Origin of the sequence: Pedobacter sp. AW31-3R, assembly GCF_052180285.1 — a bacterium.
Taxonomy (GTDB): Bacteria; Bacteroidota; Bacteroidia; order Sphingobacteriales; family Sphingobacteriaceae; genus Pedobacter.
On sequence record NZ_CP197475.1, the window covers coordinates 4,519,665 to 4,542,685 of the forward strand.

General features: G+C 43.4%; 15 protein-coding genes. 5 read left to right on the plus strand and 10 right to left on the minus strand.

The features are described 5' to 3' along the window. Positions 1 to 20 precede the first annotated feature (20 nt). The 5 genes from ACSBL2_RS18600 to ACSBL2_RS18620 form a co-directional block, all read right to left on the minus strand. Positions 21 to 1,616 carry a RagB/SusD family nutrient uptake outer membrane protein gene (locus ACSBL2_RS18600; protein WP_442588057.1) on the minus strand — a complete coding sequence of 532 codons (1,596 nt, stop codon included), beginning with the start codon at positions 1,614 to 1,616 and terminating at the stop codon, positions 21 to 23. 20 nt (positions 1,617 to 1,636) lie between these two features. Next, positions 1,637 to 4,741 carry a SusC/RagA family TonB-linked outer membrane protein gene (locus tag ACSBL2_RS18605; protein ID WP_442588058.1) on the minus strand — a complete coding sequence of 1,035 codons (3,105 nt, stop codon included), beginning with the start codon at positions 4,739 to 4,741 and terminating at the stop codon, positions 1,637 to 1,639. Between the two features lie 79 nt (positions 4,742 to 4,820). Then, positions 4,821 to 7,670 (minus strand): glycoside hydrolase family 31 protein, encoded by a 2,850-nt coding sequence (locus tag ACSBL2_RS18610; protein ID WP_442588059.1) that lies wholly within the window; start codon positions 7,668 to 7,670, stop codon positions 4,821 to 4,823. A 123-nt stretch (positions 7,671 to 7,793) separates the two neighbouring features. Beyond that, a complete protein-coding gene (locus ACSBL2_RS18615) occupies positions 7,794 to 11,915 on the minus strand; it encodes a two-component regulator propeller domain-containing protein (protein ID WP_442588060.1) in 4,122 nt (1,373 codons plus the stop codon). Between the two features lie 215 nt (positions 11,916 to 12,130). Then, positions 12,131 to 12,988: a helix-turn-helix domain-containing protein gene (locus tag ACSBL2_RS18620; RefSeq protein WP_442588061.1), complete on the minus strand. Its 858-nt coding sequence runs from the start codon at positions 12,986 to 12,988 to the stop codon at positions 12,131 to 12,133. 108 nt (positions 12,989 to 13,096) lie between these two features. Here ACSBL2_RS18620 and ACSBL2_RS18625 point away from each other — a divergent pair, with 108 nt between their 5' ends. Then, positions 13,097 to 13,969 (plus strand): 3-keto-disaccharide hydrolase, encoded by an 873-nt coding sequence (locus ACSBL2_RS18625; protein ID WP_442588062.1) that lies wholly within the window; start codon positions 13,097 to 13,099, stop codon positions 13,967 to 13,969. Positions 13,970 to 14,005: 36 nt separating this feature from the next. Here the strand turns inward: ACSBL2_RS18625 and ACSBL2_RS18630 are convergent, their stop codons facing one another. Beyond that, positions 14,006 to 14,896 (minus strand): DMT family transporter, encoded by an 891-nt coding sequence (locus ACSBL2_RS18630; RefSeq protein ID WP_442588063.1) that lies wholly within the window; start codon positions 14,894 to 14,896, stop codon positions 14,006 to 14,008. Between the two features lie 94 nt (positions 14,897 to 14,990). Between ACSBL2_RS18630 and ACSBL2_RS18635 the strand changes: the two genes are divergently transcribed. Then, complete coding sequence (locus ACSBL2_RS18635) at positions 14,991 to 16,406, plus strand: aminotransferase-like domain-containing protein (protein WP_442588064.1); 1,416 nt, start codon at positions 14,991 to 14,993, stop codon at positions 16,404 to 16,406. A gap of 130 nt (positions 16,407 to 16,536) precedes the next feature. Beyond that, positions 16,537 to 17,160 (plus strand): flavodoxin family protein, encoded by a 624-nt coding sequence (locus ACSBL2_RS18640; RefSeq protein WP_442588065.1) that lies wholly within the window; start codon positions 16,537 to 16,539, stop codon positions 17,158 to 17,160. Between the two features lie 146 nt (positions 17,161 to 17,306). Here the strand turns inward: ACSBL2_RS18640 and ACSBL2_RS18645 are convergent, their stop codons facing one another. Together ACSBL2_RS18645 and ACSBL2_RS18650 are read right to left on the minus strand one after the other, a co-directional pair. After that, entirely contained in the window at positions 17,307 to 18,152 is an 846-nt protein-coding gene (locus ACSBL2_RS18645) for an aldo/keto reductase (protein ID WP_442588066.1), read from the minus strand. Positions 18,153 to 18,581: 429 nt separating this feature from the next. Beyond that, positions 18,582 to 19,478 carry a helix-turn-helix domain-containing protein gene (locus tag ACSBL2_RS18650; protein WP_442588067.1) on the minus strand — a complete coding sequence of 299 codons (897 nt, stop codon included), beginning with the start codon at positions 19,476 to 19,478 and terminating at the stop codon, positions 18,582 to 18,584. Between the two features lie 168 nt (positions 19,479 to 19,646). Here ACSBL2_RS18650 and ACSBL2_RS18655 point away from each other — a divergent pair, with 168 nt between their 5' ends. Together ACSBL2_RS18655 and ACSBL2_RS18660 are read left to right on the plus strand one after the other, a co-directional pair. Continuing rightward, positions 19,647 to 20,630, plus strand: coding sequence for an aldo/keto reductase (locus tag ACSBL2_RS18655; protein WP_442588068.1), 984 nt, complete (start codon positions 19,647 to 19,649; stop codon positions 20,628 to 20,630). 29 nt (positions 20,631 to 20,659) lie between these two features. Continuing rightward, positions 20,660 to 21,805, plus strand: a complete 1,146-nt coding sequence (locus ACSBL2_RS18660) for an aldo/keto reductase (RefSeq protein ID WP_442588069.1) — start codon at positions 20,660 to 20,662, stop codon at positions 21,803 to 21,805. Positions 21,806 to 21,942: 137 nt separating this feature from the next. Here the strand turns inward: ACSBL2_RS18660 and ACSBL2_RS18665 are convergent, their stop codons facing one another. Then, positions 21,943 to 22,266, minus strand: a complete 324-nt coding sequence (locus tag ACSBL2_RS18665; RefSeq protein ID WP_442588070.1) for a hypothetical protein — start codon at positions 22,264 to 22,266, stop codon at positions 21,943 to 21,945. Between the two features lie 66 nt (positions 22,267 to 22,332). Then, positions 22,333 to 23,019: a ClpP family protease gene (locus tag ACSBL2_RS18670; RefSeq protein WP_442588071.1), complete on the minus strand. Its 687-nt coding sequence runs from the start codon at positions 23,017 to 23,019 to the stop codon at positions 22,333 to 22,335. Positions 23,020 to 23,021: the final 2 nt, after the last annotated feature.

Consider the following 23,021-nt stretch of genomic DNA (forward strand, 5'->3'; position numbering starts at 1 on the left):
AAATATTAAATAATGGATAACTACCAGCCTGCATTTTGCTTCAGGGTATTATTTGATAAGGTAATCTGTGTATTCGGGATTTGCTGCAAACCTTTGGTACTGATAATATTGGAGGCTGAAATTGTTTTCGTCGTACTCACTCCGCCATTCAATACCGTAGTTGTTTGTGCTATCGTTTGTGCAGCAGTATTAATTCCCTGGCGCAGCAGGTCATAATAACGCAGACCTTCGAAAGCAAACTCCAGCCGGCGTTCCTCCATAATATTGGCCTGGCTGACCGGTCTGGTTACAAAAGCATCTCCAAAAGCCCTTTTTCTAACCAGGTCAAAATAGTTTTGTGCATTGGCACTCCCCAATTCTGCCGCCATCAGCAGTACATCTGCATAACGGATCACCACATAGTCCTGAAACTGACCGATCTGAAAATCTATATTCCCATAAAGACTTTCAGGCATAGGATGTCCGTCCTTATCTACCATGGGACTATATTTTTTCACATAATACCCTGTATATTCCCTTTGTTTAGACTGGCTGGTAAAAGCCAAACCTTCATCAACAATAGATGTAATTGAAGCCGTACGACGGGTATCATTGGCTGTATAAGCATTCCACAACCTTGGGTTTACAGTTTCAGCCCCCCATCCATTACCATATGGATAAATGGATTGTTCCCTAAGCCCAACCATAATCATCCAATAGTTCCCATCCTGATTGCCATTATAATCACTCGTAGAAGTGTATCTGATAGAAAAAATAGTTTCCGGATTCCGTTCGCCGGCATACAGTTCTACAGAGGCAGCAGGCCATAATTTAGAGAAATCAGCTAAAAGTGAGTATCCGCCATTATTGATAATATCTTCCTGATAGGCCAGTGCTTCAGCTTTGGTCACTGAACCTGCAAGGTCTGTCGCACTATAATATCCGGTATAAAAAAGAAATACTCTCCCAATCAAAGCTTCTGCAGCATATTTCGTCACCCTGCCAAAAGTACCTGCGGGCTGTGCGGCATAGTTTGTGGCGGCAAGGTTCGCGGCGGCAAACTTCAAATCATCACCAATGACTTTATATACTGCTGCAGGATCTGCCTGCGGAATATTCTCTGTAGATGGTGCAGTCAGTAAAGGGATATTCCCCCATAACCTTACCATATCGAAAAGGAGATAGGCACGGATAAACCGGGTTTCAGCTTCATAAGTTGCCCGAAGTTGCGTGTCATTTCCCCATTCCACCTGATCCAGTTTGCTCAACAGCATATTACAGCGGTAAAGCGCTTTATAATAGGCGATCCAGTTTGCAGCATACAGGTCCTGATCTGAGGGTGAGCGCGACCGGTCAAATTCATCAATCATCTGATAACCAAATCCATCGGCATTACCAGTACCCCCAAAAGTATTGTCAGACATGACCTCAGAAGCCACGGGTAAAGATACGCCGCTGGCCCAAATGATCTGCATTCCGTCATAACACCCAACCAGGGCAGTATAAATCTGAGAGGGTGTTTTATAGAAATTCTCTTCTGTTGGCGTAGTTAAAGCCTCAGTATCGAGATAACTTTTTTTGCATGCCCCTAAACACAAAAGAGACAGCGCTATGCTTAGTATTTTTATAGCTTTCATAATTTTCTAGATCAGGAGGGTTAAAATTTCAGATTCAGGCCCAGCATAAAAGTCCTTGGACGCGGATAATAGCCAAGATCAACACCGGAAGAAAAGGTTTCAGTGCCATACCCAATTTCAGGATCCATGCCATCATATTTAGTAAAGGTGTACAGGTTTAATGCTGCTGCATACAGCCTTACTTGTTTAAAATATCCCTTTTTAATGATCCTGCTAAAGTCATATCCGACAGTCACATTGCTGATCCGCAGGTAATCTCCATCCTGAATATATAAGTCAGAGAAAGTGGTGTAGTTACGGTTGTCATTGGTTACCCGTGGGACGGTATTCGAAGTACCTTCCCCATACCACCTGTCCAGGATTGCAGTGGTATAATTTCCATACTGGTTCGCCTGATTCCTGTAGGATTGTACAATTTTGTTTCCGGCAACTCCAGAGGCTACGGCAGAGAAATCCCAGCCTTTATAACTACCGGAAAGTGTGATCCCGAAGTTGTATTTAGGATTTGGATTGCCAATATTCGTCTTATCATTGGCATTGATGACCCCATCATCGTTCAGGTCTATAAAAATCACATCTCCAGGTTGGGCAGTAGGTTGTATGACTGTGCCGTTTGAGGATTTGTAATTGGCTATCTGCGCTTCATTCTGAAATACGCCACCTGTTTTCAATCCCCAGAAATAACCAATAGGAAAGCCATTTTGAGCACGGTAGAACTCTGTTGCGTTGTCATAAAGGACAGCATTTTCCCCATGGATAATTCCATCTTCTGTTGGAATAGCCCCTACAGTGTTCTTGTTATACGATCCATTCAGGCCTACATTATAATTAAATTCACCTATTTTGTTTTTGTAGCTCAGGGCCAGCTCCAGCCCTTCATTCACTACACTTCCTCCATTGATATAAGGTGCATCAGCACCTGCAGTAGCAAGTATCGGTGCCAGGATAATCCAGTCTTTGGTTGTTTTCTTATAGTAATCGAAGTTAACGCCAATCTTTCCTTTAAACAACAAAGCATCGAAGCCCAAGTCTGTTTGTTCTGAAGTTTCCCATTTCAGGTTACTGTTACTTATTCTGCTTGGATAGGCCCCTGCGGTGAGTGTCCCTTCATCGGTTCCAAAAATATAGTTGGTATTTTTTATGGTAATCGGAGAAAGGAATTGGTTAGCGGCGACATTCTGATTTCCAACCTGTCCCCAGCTCGCCCTGATCTTTAACTGATCCAGCCAGTCTTCCTGTCCTGCCATAAAATCTTCATTGGTGACCACCCATCCGGCAGAAACAGAAGGAAAATATCCCCAACGGTTCTCTGCTGAAAAATTAGATGACCCATCTGCCCTGAAAGTAACATTCAACAGATATTTTTCTTTATAATTGTAATTGATCCTGCCAAAATAAGAAAGCCTCCGGTCAGGATCATAAGCTGCTCCCGAAATACTGATCCCTTCAGAATCCTTGTTGGTGGCATTGTCTAACCAGGCATGGTCAAAATCATCAAAGAACAAATTGGTATTGGTACCCGATAATGAGGAACCGTCTTCTTTATAGGCAGACATCCCCGCCAGTACTTCGAAAGAATGATTTTCTTTCAGTTTGAAGCTATAGCTCAGTAAATTGTCCCAAATCAGCGACTGGCTCTTATTCATACTCTGGGTGGCCTTGGATACCCGGTTATAAGCATATGCCGATAATTCATAGATCGGTGAAAAAGCACGGTAATCACCCGAATAATAGTTGAGTCCCAGACTTGTCCTGAATTTCAGGTTCTTCACCGGCTCAATGATGGCGTAGATATCGCCCAAAAGCCGCTGGTTAGTACTTTTATTCTGTGTGGTATACACCATTGATGCATAAGGGTTAGCCTGCCCGGCATTAAAAGCATCATTTGTGCTGTTATGGAAATTACCATCAGCATCATAAACCGGCATCATCGGATGGGTATTAAAAGCAGCACGCAAGGTATTGCTGTACTGGTCACCCACACTTACACCATTACTTTTAATATCTGTATAGGTTAAATGCTGACCAATTTTAATGATTTCCTTATAGAAATTATGCTCGGAATTCAGTCTGAAACTGTAACGCTTGTAATTGGAAAAATCTGCCCCCCCAACCACACCTTCCTGTCCTGTATATGACAGTCCCATAGAGTAAACAGAAGCTTCTGAAGCGCCTGAAGCACCCAGCGAGTAATTCTGGGTAATGGCATTCTTTACCAGCATCTCATCGATCCAGTTTGTTCCTTCACCCAAGGCGTCTACCTGCGCCCTGGTAAATATCGGTGCACCTCCACTGTTAATTGCCGCTTCATTTATAATCGATGCATATTCGGTAGCATTAAGCAGCTCCACCTGTCTGGCTACACTTTGTATACCGGTATAAGCATCAAAAGTAATTTGTGAAGACTGTCCCCTTTTCCCTGTCCTTGTCGTTACCAAAACCACGCCATTTGCTGCCTGTGAACCATAAATGGCTGCAGAAGCCGCATCTTTCAATACGTCAATCGACTCAATATCCGCTGTATTCAGATAAGAGATATCATCTGTCAGCACCCCATCCACTACATAGAGCGGGCTGGAATTATTGATAGTTCCCAGACCCCGGATCGTTACTTTGATCCCCTCTCCGGGCTGGCCTGAGGTGGAGGCAATCTGCACTCCCGGTGTTTGTCCCTGTAATCCCTGTAAAGCATTCGTGGTACTCTGTTTCTGCAGTTCATCTCCTTTCACCTGAACCGTTGCTCCGGTGACAAGTTTCTTTTTCTGCACCCCATAGCCCACCACCACCACTTCATCGAGCCGGCGGTCTTCCTCGGCCAAAGTGACATTAAAGACATTCCCTGCAGTCACCGGAACTTCTTTTGTGACATAACCGATAGAACTGATCTGGAGGATATCACCTGTAGCTGCCGTCACTGCAAATGCCCCCTCATTATTCGTCCCTGTACCTCCCGTTTTACCTTTCACCTTGACCACTGCCCCTGGTATGGGCTGTCCATCGGCAAGCCCTGTAACCTTTCCGGTAATCTGCCTTTGCTGTGCAAACAGGGACTGACTAAAAACAAGCAGTGAGAAAAACACCAGTAGCATGATGCTTTCTTTTTTAATACTAAAATTCCTTTTCATGCCGTTCATACGTTTTAATAAATATTAGACTCATCATATTTGGATTTTTATTTGGTTACAATTCTTGACACTGGCAGCTTTACAGCCTCAAGACCAGCTCCTTGCCTGAATAATCAAGCGTATACTTTGTATTTTGCGCAAAGTTGAATGCTTTGGCCGACTTGGGTGTGATCACGATCACCCTGATGGTCCTGCTTTGCAGCATGCCTTTGAAGCTGCCTTTACGGTCCGCTATAGTTAAGGTTTTTGTACCCTCTGCGTAACTGAAATCTATCGTAGAAAAAGCCCCCTTTTCATAGTTATAGTTTGTGCCTTCATCCTCATACAGGGAAAAGGCAGCATCCTTACCGGTGTAGACAAAAAGAGTAAGCGGATCGGCAGGTTTCTCCGAAGTATATTGTAATTCGGGACCTGTCGGGATAATAGAACCCTCTTTTACATAAACAGGCATTTTCTCATAGGTTGCCGGAGCAATAATCTCCTGTCCCCCTTTAAAATACTTACCCGTATACAGGTCATACCAGCCTTGTCCCGCAGGAAGATAGACTTTTCTGGTTCTTTCTTTATACGTGTAAACCGGATTAATCAGCAGGGAAGGCCCAAAAAGGAACTCATCATTCAGGTTCAGGGCTTTCAGGTCTTCCGGGAAATCCATCACCAGACCACGCATTATGGTATAATCTTTCTGATAAGATGCCCCTGCCAGGGAATAGATATATGGCATCAACCGGTATCTCAGCCGATTATAATACAACATACTTTTATAAGCCGGATGATTTTCCGGTGCAATGTTGTAGACTTCACGGTACGGAAATTGTCCATGCACCCTAAACAAAGGCACAAAAGTGCCAAACTGGTACCATCTGGTATTCAGCTCCCTCCATTCATCCAATGCGGAATCATACCCTTCAGCGTATCTTTTTTCTACAGAAAACCCTCCGATATCCATCGTCCAGTAGGGCATTCCTGAAAGGGAGAAATTAATTCCCGCAGCAATCTGGTTTTTCATATCATCCCAGCGCGAGGCAATGTCACCACTCCATGCTGCTGCGGCATACCGTTGCAGACCTGCATAGGCAGAGCGGGTTAAAATAAATACCCTGTCCACCGGATTCACCCTGCGTTGTCCTTCATATACACCTTTGGCATTCTGTAAAGGGAAGGCATTAAACCAGGTCGTCGATGAACCTTCATAGGTCGGTGTCATGAGTTCTTTTCTGATCTCTACAGGAAGGTTTGAATGCATATCCGGTTCAGTTGCATCCATCCACCAGGCATCAATTCCCTTGCTGTACAAACGTTTATTCATCAGGTTCCAGAAATCAGTTCTTGCTGAAGGGTTAAATGCATCATAAAACGTATTGGAATACCCTTTGCCAATCCAGTCCAGGCGACCATCGGCAATATTTCTTTTATAAAGGAATTTTTTCTTGTCAAATTCATCATAGATATCAAAACCTTTATTGAACTTTGGCCATACCGAAATCATCAGGTTTACATGTTGCGCATGTAATGATTTGATCATTTCTTCTGGAGTGGCAAAACGGGCCGGGTCGAACTGCTGACTTCCCCACTCCGGTTCTTTCCAGTAGGACCAGTCGAGCACAATATTATCAAGGGGAATCTTACGGTCACGGAATTCTTTTACAGTAGTTAAAATATCATCCTGTGTTTTATAGCGTTCACGACTTTGCCAGAAGCCCATAGCCCATTTCGGCATCAGCACGGCTTTTCCTGTCACGGTACGGTATCCGCCAATCACCTGGTCAGCATTTTCACCAGATATAAAATAGTAGTTCACTGCTGCGCCGGATTCAGAGCTCAATGCAAATGTGTTCTTCATTTCTTCAGGTACCGGCGACAAACAGGTTAATCCCAGATAAGATTCCCCACCATCGGGCAGCCATTCCATTTTTACCTTTACCTTTTTGTCTTTTTCAAGCTGTAAATCAAGTATGGCAGAACCTGGATTCCAAGCCTGACGCCAGTAATCTGCAACCAGTTTCCCGTCAAACCAGATCTTTATATAACCTGCATACTTCAACTGCAACTGATACAAACCGGCAAGGCTACTGGATACCGCTCCCTCATAGGTGACTATAGCATCCGCCATATTAACTCCTGCAGGAAATTTATGCTGGTCGGTCAACCAGTTTTGTGAGATATCAGATACCGGCTGTGTAAATAGTACCTTTTCTGAGGCGGATTTTTGTGCATAGGTGGCGCTCAGCCATCCTTCATTATTGGTATTGGAAAACAGGCGTAAGGCCGACAGGGGCTGGTAATCTCTCAGGTCACCCGCACGTGTAATGGCATAGTTATCCCACAGAATGCCATATCCTTTACTCGACAATAAAAAAGGAACACCAATTTCAGTATTGTACTGAATCAGGTCTACCCTGCGTCCCTTATAATTTACCAATCCCTGCTGGTGCTGGCCCAATCCATAAAAAGCTTCATCCTTGCCGGCATTGAAAACCTGCGATACCTTATAGGAAGCTTCCCCATTATAAACTTCCGGAACCAGTGCAGGGTAAGGGACTTTACTTTGCGACAGGATCATGTGGCCATTCAGGTCGCGGTAGGTGATCAAACCGGTTTCCGGTGAAACTTCTACTTTCAGCGCAGCCGTTGTTAACACCACAAGATCATGGTCCGTAATGGCGGTAAAGGGCGTATTGCTGAACTGACTGACAGACATCAGGCTCCTGTCTGCAGGGAAATCTTCCGTCGCCACCGCAGTGACATGGATAATGCGGTCGCTCACCGGCTGAAGCCTTATTTTTTTAATTCCGGTAACTGAATTGTGTACAGGAATATCTATTCCTGAATCTGATTTAAGGAAACTTTCTTTTTGCTGTCCGCTGACTTCGAAGCAGCACAAAAGGCCACAAAAAAAGATCAGGGAGCTCACCCTCATTTTACGCATAGAGATATAATTTATATTCGGTTGGATTTTTAATAAAAGTATCAGGAAAGCAAAAAATGCAGGGCATTCAAATGATAACAATTGGGTACCAATATGTTAACAAAAACGCCCTGATTTAGTCTGTCAAGAGTTTTTTCCGGATTTTGAAAGGATGTAGGCCGATGGAAGCATATCAAATTCCTGCTTGAAATACTTACTGAAATGTTTCGGATTACTGAAACCTACGGCATAGGCCACCTGTGCAATAGTCATCTGGGATTTCAGCAATAGTGGTTTTGCCTTATGGAGCCGGTAAGACCGGATATAGGCTATGGGTGATTTTCCCGTCAGGGGAAGGATTTTCTTATACAGCCCCACCCTGCTCATATTCATGTCACTGCTCAGCTGGTCAACCGAATAGTCTGAATCCGACAAATGTTTTTCGATATGCACAGAAAGCTGCCTGATAAACTTATCGTCGACCGATTCAATTTCAGTCTCCGATGGCTTAAAGGCGATGTGTTTCTGGTAGGTCTTTTTGGATAAGGCCTGTTGCTGCAACAGGTTCCTGATTTTAGACAACAGGATTTCGAAGTTAAAAGGCTTCGTCATGTAATCATTGGCGCCGGTCTCCAATCCTGTAAGCTGCTGCTCCTCATTTGTCAATGCAGTTAAAAGAATAACAGGAAGGTGTGCCGTACGCTTATCCGATTTAATTTTCCGGCACAGCTCCATGCCGTCCATTTCGGGCATACTGACATCGCTGACCACAAGGTCAGGATGCTGGGAAAGGATCTTCTGCCATCCTTCTTTCCCGTCTCCTGCCTCGGCAATATGATAATAGGCTTTCAGGTTGTCCTTTAGATAAAAACGAAAGTCTTCATTGTCTTCCACCAGTATGACCACAGGTTTTTTATACTGTATCTTTGCATCGGTTTCTTCACCATAAATCAGTTCCTCTGTACTTGCCGGAAGCTTCTTTAATGGCATCTCCAGGTTACTCTGGGACTCTTCTGCCAGCACCAGGGTAACGCTGAAGGTACTGCCTTGATTCACCACGCTAGTTACGGATATCGTTCCCCCATGAAGTTTAACGAATTCTTTTGTGATGGACAACCCGATACCACTTCCCTGGTTCAGCATAGAACTGGGGAGATCACTCTGGTAAAAAGTGTCGAATACTTTTTCCAGCTTTTCAGGATCAATTCCTATACCTGTATCACTCACCTGCAACATCAGTATGGTGTCTGCCCCTTCATGTTTCGCTGTGCGGAGACTAACTTTTACGCTCCCCCCCGCAAGGGTGAATTTGAAAGAATTAGAAAGCAGGTTAAACAGGATACGTTCCACTTTATCGTGATCGAAAGAAGTCACCAGGTTTGCCCGGTCTGTTTCGAAGTTGAAGCTGATATTTTTGCGTTCTGCCACGTCACTGAAAGAAAGGGAGAGTTCCTTGATAAACAGAATGATATCCCCTTTCTGGGCATGAAGTTTTAATTCCTGTACTTCCATCCTTCGGAAGTCCAACAGTTGATTAACCAGGTTCAACAATCTCCTTCCATTCCTCTGGATCATCTGGAGCTGCGGCTTTTCTTCCTTTCCTGCCTGCCGGATCAATTTTTCAAGTGGGGTAATAATGAGCGATAAGGGTGTCCTGAATTCATGGCTCACATTGGTGAGGAATTTGATCTTCAGCAAATCCAGTTCGTGTACCCGTTTTGTCTGGATACGCTCCTGTTCCAATGACAGTTTCTTTTTGATCCGCTGGATTCCCCGGTGCCTGATGAGCAACAGGATTCCGGCGACAGAGAGGAAATAAAAAAGATAGGCAGTGCCGGTGCGCCACAAGGGGGGAGAAATCGTAATCAAAAGGGAGGTTTCATTATTTACCCAGTTCCCGGAAGCATTAGTAGACATCACTTTAAACGTATACCTGCCCGGATCAATATTGGTATAGGTAGCACGGCGGATATCTCCCTGCATTTCCTGCCAGTGCGTGTCAAACCCAACCAGCTTGTACCTGTATTTTATCTTCTGTGGATTAAAATAATTGAGTGCCGCAAATTCTATAGTCAGCGCATTCTGGTAATATTGCAAATCCAGGTACCTGGTAAAAGAAAGGGCTTTGTCCAGCAATACCCGGCCATTCACAGCTTCCCCTATGCCTACACTTTTGTTCGCAATCTGGAGGTCTGTGAAAACAATTACCGGTTTACTGTCATCCGTATGGATCTGTGCCGGATTGAACAGATTAAATCCATTCGCCCCTCCGAACAGCAATTCCCCATTCTTTAATTTGTACCCCGCATTCGCATTAAATGCAGCATCCTGCAAACCATCATGCTGGTCATATTTTCTGAAGGTATAGGAAAAATCCTTCTTTCCCCTCTTAACAATAATGGTGAACAGACCATTGGCCGTACTCAGCCACAAATTCCTGCTGTTGTCTTCTACAATCTTTAAAGTGGATTTTTCCTTAAGGCCATCTTTGGGTTCAAAATTCCTGAACTGGCCGGTTGCCGGATTCAGGCGGCTGAGCCCATCTTTGGTGGCTACCCAGATGAATCCGTAACTATCTTCCATCACATCGTAAACAATATTATTAATCAAGGAATTGGCCACACCAGGTTGGTTTTGATAATGAATAAAACGGCCACTCCATTCCATCTTGTCAATACCGTCGGATGTGCCGATCCAGATATTCCCCTTTTTGTCTTCCGTTAAAGAAGAAATGAAATTTGAGCGCACACTGTTATTGACGTCAGACTTATGGTGAATGAAAGTGTGGGTATTACGGTCAAGCTGGTCCAGTCCCCCGCTAAGTGTAGCCACCCACAACCTTCCCCTGCTATCTTCCATGATATCCCACACCCTGTCATCGGCGAGGCTGGATAGATCTTTGTTACTGTGTTTATAATGACGGAAATTCTGCCCGTCGAAACAATCCAGTCCGCCATAATAGGTACCAATCCACAATCTCTTTTGCCGGTCAAAAAATAAGCTTACAATAATATCATTACTCAGGCTGTTCGGATTGGAAGGCAAATGCTGGTATCTTTTAAAAATTCCTGTTTTACGGTCCAGATAAAACAGTCCCCCTCCATTGGTTCCTATCCAGATATTGCCCTTATCATCTTCAGCGAATCTGTTGATATCATTATAAACCAGACCATTGACCTGCTTGCTTTCATATCGGTAAACAGGAAACTTGATGATTTTTTCATGGTAATAGCTGATTCCTTTTTTAAATGTCCCAGCCCAAATAATCCCGGAATAATCTTTATACAAGCTGATAATACTATTTTGTCCACTACTCTGGAGATTGTCTTCCTGATTGATCAAGTACCTGATGCTAAAATCCTTTTTATTGAGCAGGTTAATCCCACCGTGGTCTGTACCTATCCAGATTAGTCCGTCTGCATCCTGTACAATGCCAGTGATGAGATTACTGTTTAATCCCCCGCTGCTTTTACCGATCACACGTTTCTGCCCGGTTGCGGTGGCATAAAAATAAAGCATCCCCTGATTGCTCATGGTGTAAATCCAGATATCTGTATGGTCATCAATAAATATTCTGAATTCCTCGCTTTCCTCGGGTTTCGATTGTCTGAAGGCAAGGATGCGTTTCCTGACAGCACCTGATTTCGGGTTGAGCATTTCAATGGTTTTATCCAGATGAATGATCCATATATTTCCATGAGGATCTGTCTGAATAGCAGATACGGGTGCTTTGGCTAAGGAGAATTTGTTTTTACCATCACATTTAAAATGTGTGGTTTTCCTGCTTCTGATATCATACCTGAACACACCATCTCCTACCGCATTAAACCAGAAGTTTCCATCACGATCTGTCAAAATACTTTTAATGGTACCGCTATTGATATTCAATGTCTTCAGGTAGCCCTTGACTTCCCTGCTGAAAGTCTCCGTCTCCTGGTTATAAATATTTGCACCGCTTCTTGTCTGCAGATATAATTTATGTCCCGGTAATTCGAAAACCTCAGTAATAAAATTATCGCTCACAGAATTTGTGTCACGGGGATCATGCTTAAAGATTTTAATGGCATAGCCGTCATAGCGGTTTAATCCGGAAAGCGTACCAAACCACAGGAATCCCCTGGAATCTTTAAAAATTGTATTGATCTGATTATGTGAAAGTCCGTCAGAAACATTAATCCTGGAAAACTGTATCTGGTTTTGCTGTGCAACGGCTAAAAATGAGATAAAAAAGAAGACAGGCAAGACAAAATATTTTCTTCGCAGCATCAGGATCTATATTTGGTTATGATCATCTATAAACATCATGTGCAATCACAGCCATGTGTAAACAGACAATCTAAATTACAATATTTTTGTTAGAATTAACAAATCTATTTAACCAGATTATATCTTTTAAGGAATGGATTGAAGAAAGCAGGATGGAGTAAGTAGCTTCTCTATTTTGCAATCCCAATCTGCCTCAAGCAAGCATCAGCCAGATGTCAATGGCAGGGGTGCTGCGTATTGTTTTTTTTCCTAAAAGCAGTTGGGGTAATTCCTGTATACTTCCTGAACTGTTTGCACAGATGACTTTCATCAGCATAATTAAATTCATAAGCAATATCAGTGAGGGTTAATTTGCTATGGGTCAATCTTGATTCAATCAGATTGATTTTAAATTTTGTGATGTACAGTTTTAGGGATTCGCCTGTCTGGCGTTTAAAAAAGAGACTGATATATGCAGGGGAATAATTGAATAGGCTTGCGAGGTGTTTGATACTCAGTTTTTCCGGATAAAAAATATGCTGTTTGATATACATTAAAATCCGATCAATCGACTCTTTGGGAATTGCAACCGGACTTCCCTGGGTAAACAGGTTCCTGGCCAGTATCACCAGCATGGTACGGAGGATACTGTCTTTAACAATCTCATAATACTGGGAACGCTCATTTTCGCCTTCGGCTTCCAGAACCATCAACAGCTGATGGAGCTTTTCCTTTTCTTTCTGGTCTTCTACGATAGATCCGCGGCTTTGTGAGGAGGTATGGAGAAGGGTATGGATTACTGGTCTCCAGGGCCGGTCCTGATTCCCTTCTATCTGACGATGCTGAGATTCATTGAAACGAACAAAGGAAAACTCTGTCTGCCGCAAAATATCAAAATGATGAAAATCCTCTGGCCCCAATAGAAATACATCTCCTTTATCGTAAGGAAAAGCATTTCCATTGATATGGTGGGTGCCGTTACCCTTCAGGATAAAAATGATTTCAAAATAAGTGTGCTTATGGACGGAATGTACCCATTCATCCGCAACAAAATGGTAAATGCTAAAAGGGGTATGCATTAAAAATCGTCTCATCAGTCGTAAATCTACCGATAAATGATGGATTTATACCATAATAAGATATCAATACTGATCTATTTTTGTCTTATAGAATTTGAAAAACAAATAAAAAAACTTACCTGTATGAAACGGTTATTTATCAACTTTTCAGCCTTTAGCATATTATTATCGCTATTATCGCTGAGCCCTGCCAGGGAATGGACACCATTATTGGATAAAAATCTCTCTAAATGGGAGACCTACCTGAGTTATGCACACCGGGAAGATTATAATGGAAATATACCTAAAGATGCTTCAGGAAGTCCTATTGCACCTTTAGGATACAATAAGGATCCCCAACAAGTTTTTTCCGTTTTAAATGAGCCGGAAGGACCGGTATTACGGATCAGCGGAGAGACTTATGGCTGTATCTTTACCCGCAGCTCCTTTAAAAATTATCACCTTAAACTTCAGGTGAAATGGGGGACTCAAAAATATACTCCAAGAAAGAATAAACTAAAGGATTCAGGTATACTTTACCATTCCAATGGGGAAGCAGGTGCTGAATACTGGCGTTCATGGATGCTTTCACAGGAATTTCAGGTGATGGAAGGACACATGGGCGATTTCTGGTGTCAGGCCGATGGAATGATAGACATCCGTTCTTTCCCTTCTGAAGGAATGATGAACAATGTGGCCGATGAGACACAGCCCTTCGTCACTTTCAAAAAAGGTGGAGATTTCTTTTGCATGAGATCTGAGAATCATGAACTTCCTTCCAATGAATGGAATACACTAGAGCTGATCTGTTATGAAGGAAAAAGCCTGCATATCGTCAATGGCCATGTGGTTATGGTGCTGAAAAATTCCCGTTACAAGGATCCAGCTGGTAAAGAAATAACAATGGATAGTGGAAAGATACAATTGCAGAGTGAGGGGGCAGAAGTATTTTATAAAAACATACTTATACAACCCCTACCAGCCATGCCAGCGGAATATACAGAACTGTTCAAGTAGAAAAATCAGGTCTTCAAGACAGTGAAGACCTGATTTTTACCTGGCAAACCTTTTTGTTCCTGCCACACAAAGAATGACACCTGTTGTGATGGCCATCATCCCCGGAGTAACCGCTTCGTGGAGAAAAGTCGTAGCCAGTACCAGTCCCAGGATAGGCTGTAATAATTGCAACTGGCCAATTCTGGCGATTCCCCCTTGTGCCAGTCCCCTGTACCAGAATATAAACCCGATAAACATGCTAAATAAACTGATATAGGCCAAGCCTGCCCAGGCCGTTACACTAACTTCCGTAAATGATTCCGGAAGAAGTAAAAATGTCAAAACCCCCATCATGGGCAACGACAACACCAGGGCCCAGGAAATCACCTGCCAGCCCCCCATAGTTTTTGACAGTTTCGCACCTTCAGCATATCCAAGTCCACAGACAATGATAGCCAGTAATAGGAGGATATCACCAACCGGACTAGAGGAAAGCCCCTGGGCAATAGCATAACCGACTACCAGAAGACTGCCTGCTATTGAAAAAAACCAAAATACCTGAGGGGGACGCTCTCCACCACGGATCACAGCGAATACTGCCGTTACCAGAGGTAACAACCCCATAAAAACCATACCGTGTGCTGAAGTTGTATATTGTAAGGCCATTGCAGATAATAAGGGAAATCCAATCACACAACCCAGTGCAACAATAATCAAAGACCTAAGATACTGTTGCTTTGGTCTTTTTTCCCTGTAAAACAACAGTACACAGAGTGCAAGCAGCCCCGCAATGGTTGCTCGTGATACCGTTAGGAACAGGGGATGAAAAGCCGATACTGCCAGCTTTGTCGCCGGCAAGGAACCGCTAAATATAACAATGCCTATACATCCATTCATCCAGCCACCTGAGTGTTCATTTACTGGTCTGGTTATTTCCCTCTGTTTCATTACATTTTAAATTGTTGCACAAAATTAAAGTACAACAACGAAGGACTACAGTACCAGTTTTATATATTTGGACAGACACAGTTGTAGAATTCAGATGGAAAAGGTATATATCTATAGTGAAATAGCGGGTAAGCTTGCTAGTCAGATCAGGAATGGAATCTTAAAGCCCGGAGAGAAATTGCCCTCTGTAAGGATGTTATGCCAGCAACACCACATCAGCATGAGTACTGCGAAACGGATATTTCTGGAACTGGAAGCACAGTCTTTAATTGAAGCAAAACCGCAGTCCGGTTTTTTCGTCAGTAAGCAGCTTTATCTGAAACTACCGCTTTCAGAAGTGAGTCGCCCCTCACTCACGGCTAAGGACAATGAACCGGATGAACTGATCACCAGAGTCTATTCCAATATGGGGCGTGAGGACCTGACACTTTTTTCCATTGGCGTGCCCTCAGGAAATTTACTCCCTATGGCAAAACTAAAAAAAGAGATTGTGCTTGCCACACGCTCCCTTAAAGAAGGAGGAACTGAATATGAACCTTTACAGGGCAACCTGAACCTGCGAAGGATGATTGCCACAAGATCATTGGCATGGGGTGGCAATCTGGATGAAAATGACCTGATCACCACCAGCGGGGGGATGAATGCACTTTCCTTTTGCCTGATGGCCCTGGGGAAACCTGGCGACACCATTGCATTGGAAAGCCCTTGTTATCCGGGCATCCTGCAACTAGCCGTAAGTCTGGGATTCAAAGTACTGGAACTTCCCACCCACCCGATCACCGGAATAGAAATGGAGGATTTCAGGAAATTGATTCCTAAAATCAACCTTTGCCTGTTAGTTCCAAATTTCAATACCCCTTTAGGCAGCTGTATGCCCGATGCACATAAAAAAGAGGTAGTCTCGCTCCTGGCCGAACAGAATATTCCACTTATCGAGGATGATATATATGGCGACCTTTATTTTGGTTCACACCGACCGAAATGCTGCAAATCTTTCGATGTGGAAGGCAACGTCCTGTGGTGCAGTTCCATTTCAAAAACCCTCGCACCAGGGTATCGTGTCGGCTGGATCGCTCCAGGCAAGTACAAAGACAAATTGCTGAAGCTGAAATTGGTTCATTCCATTTCTTCTCCCTCTATTATTCATGAAGCAGTGGGCAATTTCTTGAAAAGTGGAAGGTATGAAAACCATCTCCGCTACCTGCGCAGCACTTTGATGAGCAATTACCAAAATTATGTCAATGCCATAGCCGGATATTTTCCGGAAGGTACAAAAACGAGCAGACCGCAAGGTGGACTGGCGCTTTGGGTAGAATTTAACAAAGAGATGGATACCACAAAATTGTACGACCTGGCCATCAGGCAGCAGATCAGCATTGCCCCTGGCCGTATGTTTACCTTACAGGATCAGTTTGAAAACTGTATGAGACTGTGTATTGGCCTGCCCTGGACAGCTCATATTGAATTCAAGCTGAGACAACTGGGAAACCTGGCAAAGATGATCCAATAGTCGTGTCAAATCTTAACTACTGAGCTTATGCTTCCCATTTCAGTAACATTGGTAGGAACTGCAGTAATTGGTATAACGATCACTCAGTAAACATTGCCGAAATTTGCAAGAGAAACCTATACGCAGCAACATGAAAAGAACAACATCCCTTACCGTATTGACAATTGTCATGATGGGCTTTATGACTTCCTGTTTAAAGGCTCAGCCTACTGCTCCTGCAATGAAAGCTCCAACAGAAAAAATATTGATCGTATATCTGTCACGCACTAAAAATACCAAAGCAGTTGCCGAAATGATCAGAAGTTATGTAGGCGGTAATCTGGTCGAACTGGAATTGCAAAATCCTTACCCGGAAAACTACAAGCAAATTGTTGATCAGGTTGCAAAAGAGAATAGCACCACTGAGCTCCCTCTCTTAAAAACCAAAATTTCGGCTATTGAACAATACGATAAAATATTTGTAGGATTCCCAACCTGGGGAATGGAGTTACCTCCTCCTATGAAATCGTTTCTTAAACATTCCGCTTTAAAAGGTAAAACTGTGATCCCATTCAATACAAATGCAGGTTATGGAATTGGGAACAGTTTCAACACGTTAAAAAAGTTATGTCCCGGCAGTAAGGTGCTCGATGGATTTACGACAAAGGGTGGAATTGAAAGAGATGGAATACTGTTTGTAATGAAAGATGGCAGGGCAGTTGAGGTTAAAGCCGAAGTGCAGGAATGGCTGAAGAAAATTGGAATGCTCAATTAGCCTATAACAACCATTCAGAATTCTATATAGCAAAATGCCGGTGACAGAATCACCGGCATTTTGTGATTACAACAGTCTTTCAATTGACAAGCAGGACTTCTTGACACGCTGTTATATTTCTCGTCTGTTACCCTTTTTAACCAGATTCAAATTTTACGTTCCCCAAGCCATTTCACCATCGCCGGATCCCGGTGGTCAAAGAAACTGCTTTCCTTGGTATCCAAGCTTTGGATAGCCTCCATATCTTCTGTACTCAGTTCGAAATCGAAGATATCGATGTTCTCCATCATCCTTTCTTTACGTACTGTTTTAGGAATGGCAACTACTCCTCTTTGTATAAGCCATCCGAGGATAACCTGGGCAATTGATTTATTGTGTTTTGCGGCAATTGAGGCCAGCAACTCGTTATGAAAGATATTGTTCTTTCCCTCTGCAAATGGCCCCCAGCTTTCTATCTGCACATTATTCTCTACTAAAAAACTTTGAGTTTCGGTTTGCTGATGAAAAGGGTGCGTTTCAATCTGGTTTACAGCAGGCACAATTTCATGATGGATAATCAGGTCCGTTAACCTGTCGGGCTGAAAATTACTAACACCAATCGCTCTCACCTTACCCTCTTTGTAAAGCTCTTCCATGGCCCGCCATTCACCATATACATCCCCATAAGGCTGATGGATCAGGTAAAGGTCAAGATAATCCAACTGCAGTTTTTGCAGGGAGTTTTCAAATGCCTTTTTAGTTCCTTCATATCCATCAGACTGGATCCATAATTTTGTGGTGATAAATAATTCTTCCCTTGACACTCCACTACGTTTGATGGCTCTGCCTACAGCTTCTTCATTCATATAAGCAGCGGCAGTATCAATAAGCCTATATCCGGCGCTGATGGCATCTACGACACTTCTTTCGCACTCATCCAGATCCGTTACCTGGAATACACCAAAGCCAAGCAAAGGCATTTCTATTCCATTATTCAATTTTATTTTCTTCATCAGTTATTGTTTTTTAAATGTCTTCAAACTGCCTTCGGCGGTTTTCATTGATTGTTTTTCAGTTTATTTATTGTTTTCAATAAGTTTTCAAGAGCTCGGTTATTATTGCTTCTGCATTCAAATTATCGCAGGGGGGGTATCGCTGATGATGCTGTCATCAGCATTTTCTAAGGCTTTGTGACGCATCCCCTATTTATGGTAAACCTTGAATTTTCCCATTCAATTTTAACAGGTCAAATTTATTATGCTGCTGCCCGGCGCGTATGACAAAAGTCCTATGATTTCCTCAGGAAAAAGGTAGATGAATTACGGATTTTGCTACCAAGATTACTGATCTCGCCAGTCTGTGAATTTATTGAACAAAGTTGTGCTGAACTGGAATCCGGTAAGTGATTTCCACAGACAGGATGGCTGATTTGATCAGCATAATCAGTTCAATGCGCGGTACTCATTTGGAGAATACCCTACATGCTGTTTAAAAGAGCGGCTAAAATGCTGCGGATATTTGAACCCCAATTCATAGGCAATTTCACTCAACGACCTGGTCACATCAAAAATCTTCTCTTTTGCAAGATCCATAATTTTCAGCTGGATGTACTCCTGTGCAGATTTACCGGTTTCTTTCTTGATCAAATCACCGAAATAATTTGCCGACAGGTTTAGCTGATCAGCACAGTACGAGACAGAGGGCAAACCCAGCTCCTTTGGCTTATCCGAACTGAAATAATCATTCAGCAATTCCTCAAACTTTTGCAGAATACCCTTATTGGCATTGTCGCGCGTAATAAACTGACGGTCATAAAAACGTACGCAATAGTTGAGCAGCAGTTCAATAGTACTTACAATCAAAGTCTTGCTGTGTTTATCAATACCGCGTTCCAATTCATACCTGATCTTGGCATAGCAGTCAAATATGATCTTTTGTTCAGCTTCAGATAAATGGAGTGCCTCGTGTACTTCATACGAAAAGAAATTATAATCAGCCATGTGGCGCCCAAGAGAGGTTCCCCTGAGCAGATCGGGATGGAAGACCAGGGCCTCCCCTTTGGGTTGATAAAACTCACCGTTGTTCTCCACGCCAATCACCTGACCGGGACCGACAAATACCAATGTGCCCTCCTCATAATCGTAATAATTACACCCATAATGCAGGTCACCGCATTTGATTTCCTTTAAGAAGACGGCATAAAAACCATAATTAGACTTGCGGTTTAATCTTTTATCGGCCTTTGAAAGATCGACAATATTTACCAGCGGGTGCAGGGTGGTATTGTTATTTAAGGCACTGTATTGCCCCACCGAATCGATCATCATTACATTTTCCATATGATTTCCCTTTATCTTATTCAAAGATACCATTTCCAGGATCTTTCCTCCTTCATGAATCCCTCAATCAGTTATAATGGTATATATTCCTGTAATCCGTATAACAAACAGGCAAAATATACACCTGACATTTGTATAATCAATGAATAAGATTAAAAACGTATCACGATGAAAAATAGAATATTAGGAAATAGCGGACTTGAAGTATCTGCAATGGGTTTAGGCTGTATGGGGATGAGTTTTGGCTATGGTCCCGCTGGCGACAAAAAAGAAATGATTGCACTCTTACATGCAGCTGTTGAAAAAGGAATTACCTTCTTTGATACGGCCGAAGCGTACGGCCCTTTTACCAATGAAGAATTACTGGGTGAAGCACTGGCGCCTTTCCGGAATAAGGTCGTTATTGCCACTAAATTTGGTTTTCCTCAGGGCAATACCAACCTGGGACTCGACAGTCGCCCGGAGAACATCAGGGCAGTTGCTGAAGCTTCACTGAAAAGACTGAAAATTGATGCGATAGATCTGTTTTACCAGCATCGTGTGGATCCTGGTGTTCCCATGGAAGATGTAGCCGGAACGGTGAAGGACCTGATCAGTGAAGGTAAGGTTAAACATTTCGGATTATCTGAAGCTGGAGTAGACAGCATCCGTAAAGCCCATGCCGTACAACCGGTAACAGCTGTACAGAGTGAATATTCTTTATGGTGGAGAGAACCTGAACAGGCATTGCTCCCAGCACTGGAAGAGCTCGGCATTGGTTTCGTTCCTTTCAGTCCCCTGGGTAAAGGTTTCCTGACTGGAAAAATTGATGAAAAGACGGAATTTGATCAAACAGACTTCCGCAATATTGTACCCCGTTTTTCAGAAGAAAACCGCAAAGCCAACCAGGTAATGGTCGATTTGCTTACTAAAATAGCTGCAGATAAAAATGCCACTCCGGCACAGATTGCCCTGGCCTGGTTATTCGCCCAAAAACCCTGGATTACGCCAATCCCCGGCACAACAAAACTGCATCGCCTGGAAGAAAACATCGGTTCCGTAGACCTTATACTGAGCAGCACCGACTTACAGCAGATCGAAGATGCTGCTTCACTGATTCACATACAGGGTGCACGTTATCCAGAGCATCTACAAAAAAGAGTAGGCAATTAGACCATAAAATAACCTGTAAACCGAAAGATATGGAAATACAAGACCACAATGATCAGCAACATTCCGGATCATCAAACCGAAGAAACTTCCTGAAAACAGGGGCAACACTTGGAGCAGCAATCATCGCTGCACCGGTACTGGGGAATAGCACAACCTTTGTACCCCCATCTGCTGTTGATTCCAACAAGAAAAGAACATTAGGTTCCGGAAAAAACAGTCTGGAAGTATCCGCCTTAGGTCTGGGATGTATGGGCATGAGTTATCACCGCAGCTTTATCCCCGATAGAAAAGCAATGGTTACTTTAATTCGTACCGCAAAAGATTTGGGTGTGAGCTTTTTTGATACGGCAGAAGCCTATGGTCCATTTGTCAACGAAGAATTGGTTGGTCAGGCCCTTCAGCCTTTTCGTAAGGAAATTGTCCTGGTGACAAAATTCGGATTCAGGGAAGGCAAAACAACTTTAGGTCTGGATAGCCATCCGGCGAGCATCAGAAAGGCTGTGGAACAGTCGCTGAAGAGGCTGAATACCGACTACATCGATTTGCTGTACCAGCACCGGGTGGATCCGGCTATCCCCATTGAAGATGTTGCAGGGACAGTGAAAGACCTGATCAGTGAAGGTAAGGTTAAACATTTCGGCATGAGTGAAGCAAAAAGTGAATCCATTCGCAAAGCACATGCTGTCCAGCCCTTAACAGCTTTGCAGAGTGAGTATTCCCTGGTGACCCGTCAGCCAGAAAATGATGTCATTAAAGTTTGCGAAGAATTAGGGATTGGTTTTGTACCCTATAGTCCACTCAGCAGGGGACTGATCACCGGATATATCAATGAACGCACAAAATATAACCCTGCAAATGATAACCGGTCGACTTTACCACGTTACCGCAAAGAAGCCATTATCGCCAACTGGCCTCTTATTGATATCTTAAAGGAATTTGGTGACCACAGGGGCTTAACCGTTGCACAGGTTGCACTGGCCTGGCTGTTGGCACAGCAACCTTTTATTGTTCCGATTCCTGGTACAACCAAGCTTGCCCATTTACAGGAAAATATGTGGGCCGCCAACTATACGTTCACCGCTGAAGAATTACAAAAACTGACAGCAGAGGTGTCCCGGATCAAAATTGTGGGCGACAGGTATACCGGGGAGCAGGTAAAACAGACAAATAATTAAAAAATACTTGCTGAGGGCTTCAGTAAATTGAAAAATGAAGCGATTCAACTGCATCATTTAAAAGCTTCGACATGACTTAAAAATCGGTCATAAACCTCAGCAGGCTGTCTCCTACCAACGAGACAGCCTGCTGAGGTTTATGATTGCTTCACCGCCATCACACAAACACCACTGACAGAAGCGATTCCGCTTCCAAGAGGAGTGTAATTATAAGTAATTCCATTTTCGGCATAACTGTATGATACGCCGTTATGAAACACATGATGGAGTGCAGCAGTATTCATTGTACGGGTTCCCTGCCACAAATCCATCATTAAATCATTTACCGCTTCCACTTTAAATTCAACACCCCGGTAGATGCACATGGGTACTGGTGCTGACATCACCAGAGCCCGCAGGTCACGCTGAGACTGACTGGCAACCAACCGGTTAATTTCGCGTTCACAAACATCCGTTGCCATGACCAGAATCCCCGTTGTCCGACTACCATGAGTCGATATGGGCGTATAGCTATAATCCATAAAATCTTAATCCATATCCCCCAACACCTCGTCCACCATTCCCTGTTCTTTAGCTTCGGGCCCGGTCATCCAATAATCCCGGTCGGATGCTTTGTGAACCCAATCGTAAGTCTGGCCACTATGCTTAGCGATAATTTTATACAGGTCCTGCCTCACCTTTATCACCTGCTGAGCGGTAATTTCAATATCTGCGGAAACACCCTGAACCCCACCGGAAGGCTGGTGAATCATCACCCTTGAATGCTGCAGCGCAGCACGCTTTCCTGCTTTGCCCGCACAAAGTAAAACAGCACTCATGGAACAGGCCATACCGATACAAACGGTGCCCACATCGGGTGTAATCAGTTGCATCGTATCATAAATCCCCATCCCAGAATATACATCACCTCCAGGCGAATTGATATAAAGCTGAATATCCTTTTTAGCATCTACTGATTGCAGGAAAAGCAGTTGCGCCTGAATGATATTGGCCATTCGATCTGCAACCGGTTCACCTAAAAATATAATCCGGTCCATCATCAAACGGGAAAATACATCCATTTGTGCTACATTAAGCTGGCGCTCTTCAGTAATATAAGGCGTCATATTTTTCGGGATATGCAGGGTGCGCCCCAGGTATCTATCCACATGCTGGCTCCCTATACGGTGATGCTTAACAGCATATTTTCTAAATTCGTTATCACGTATATCCATAA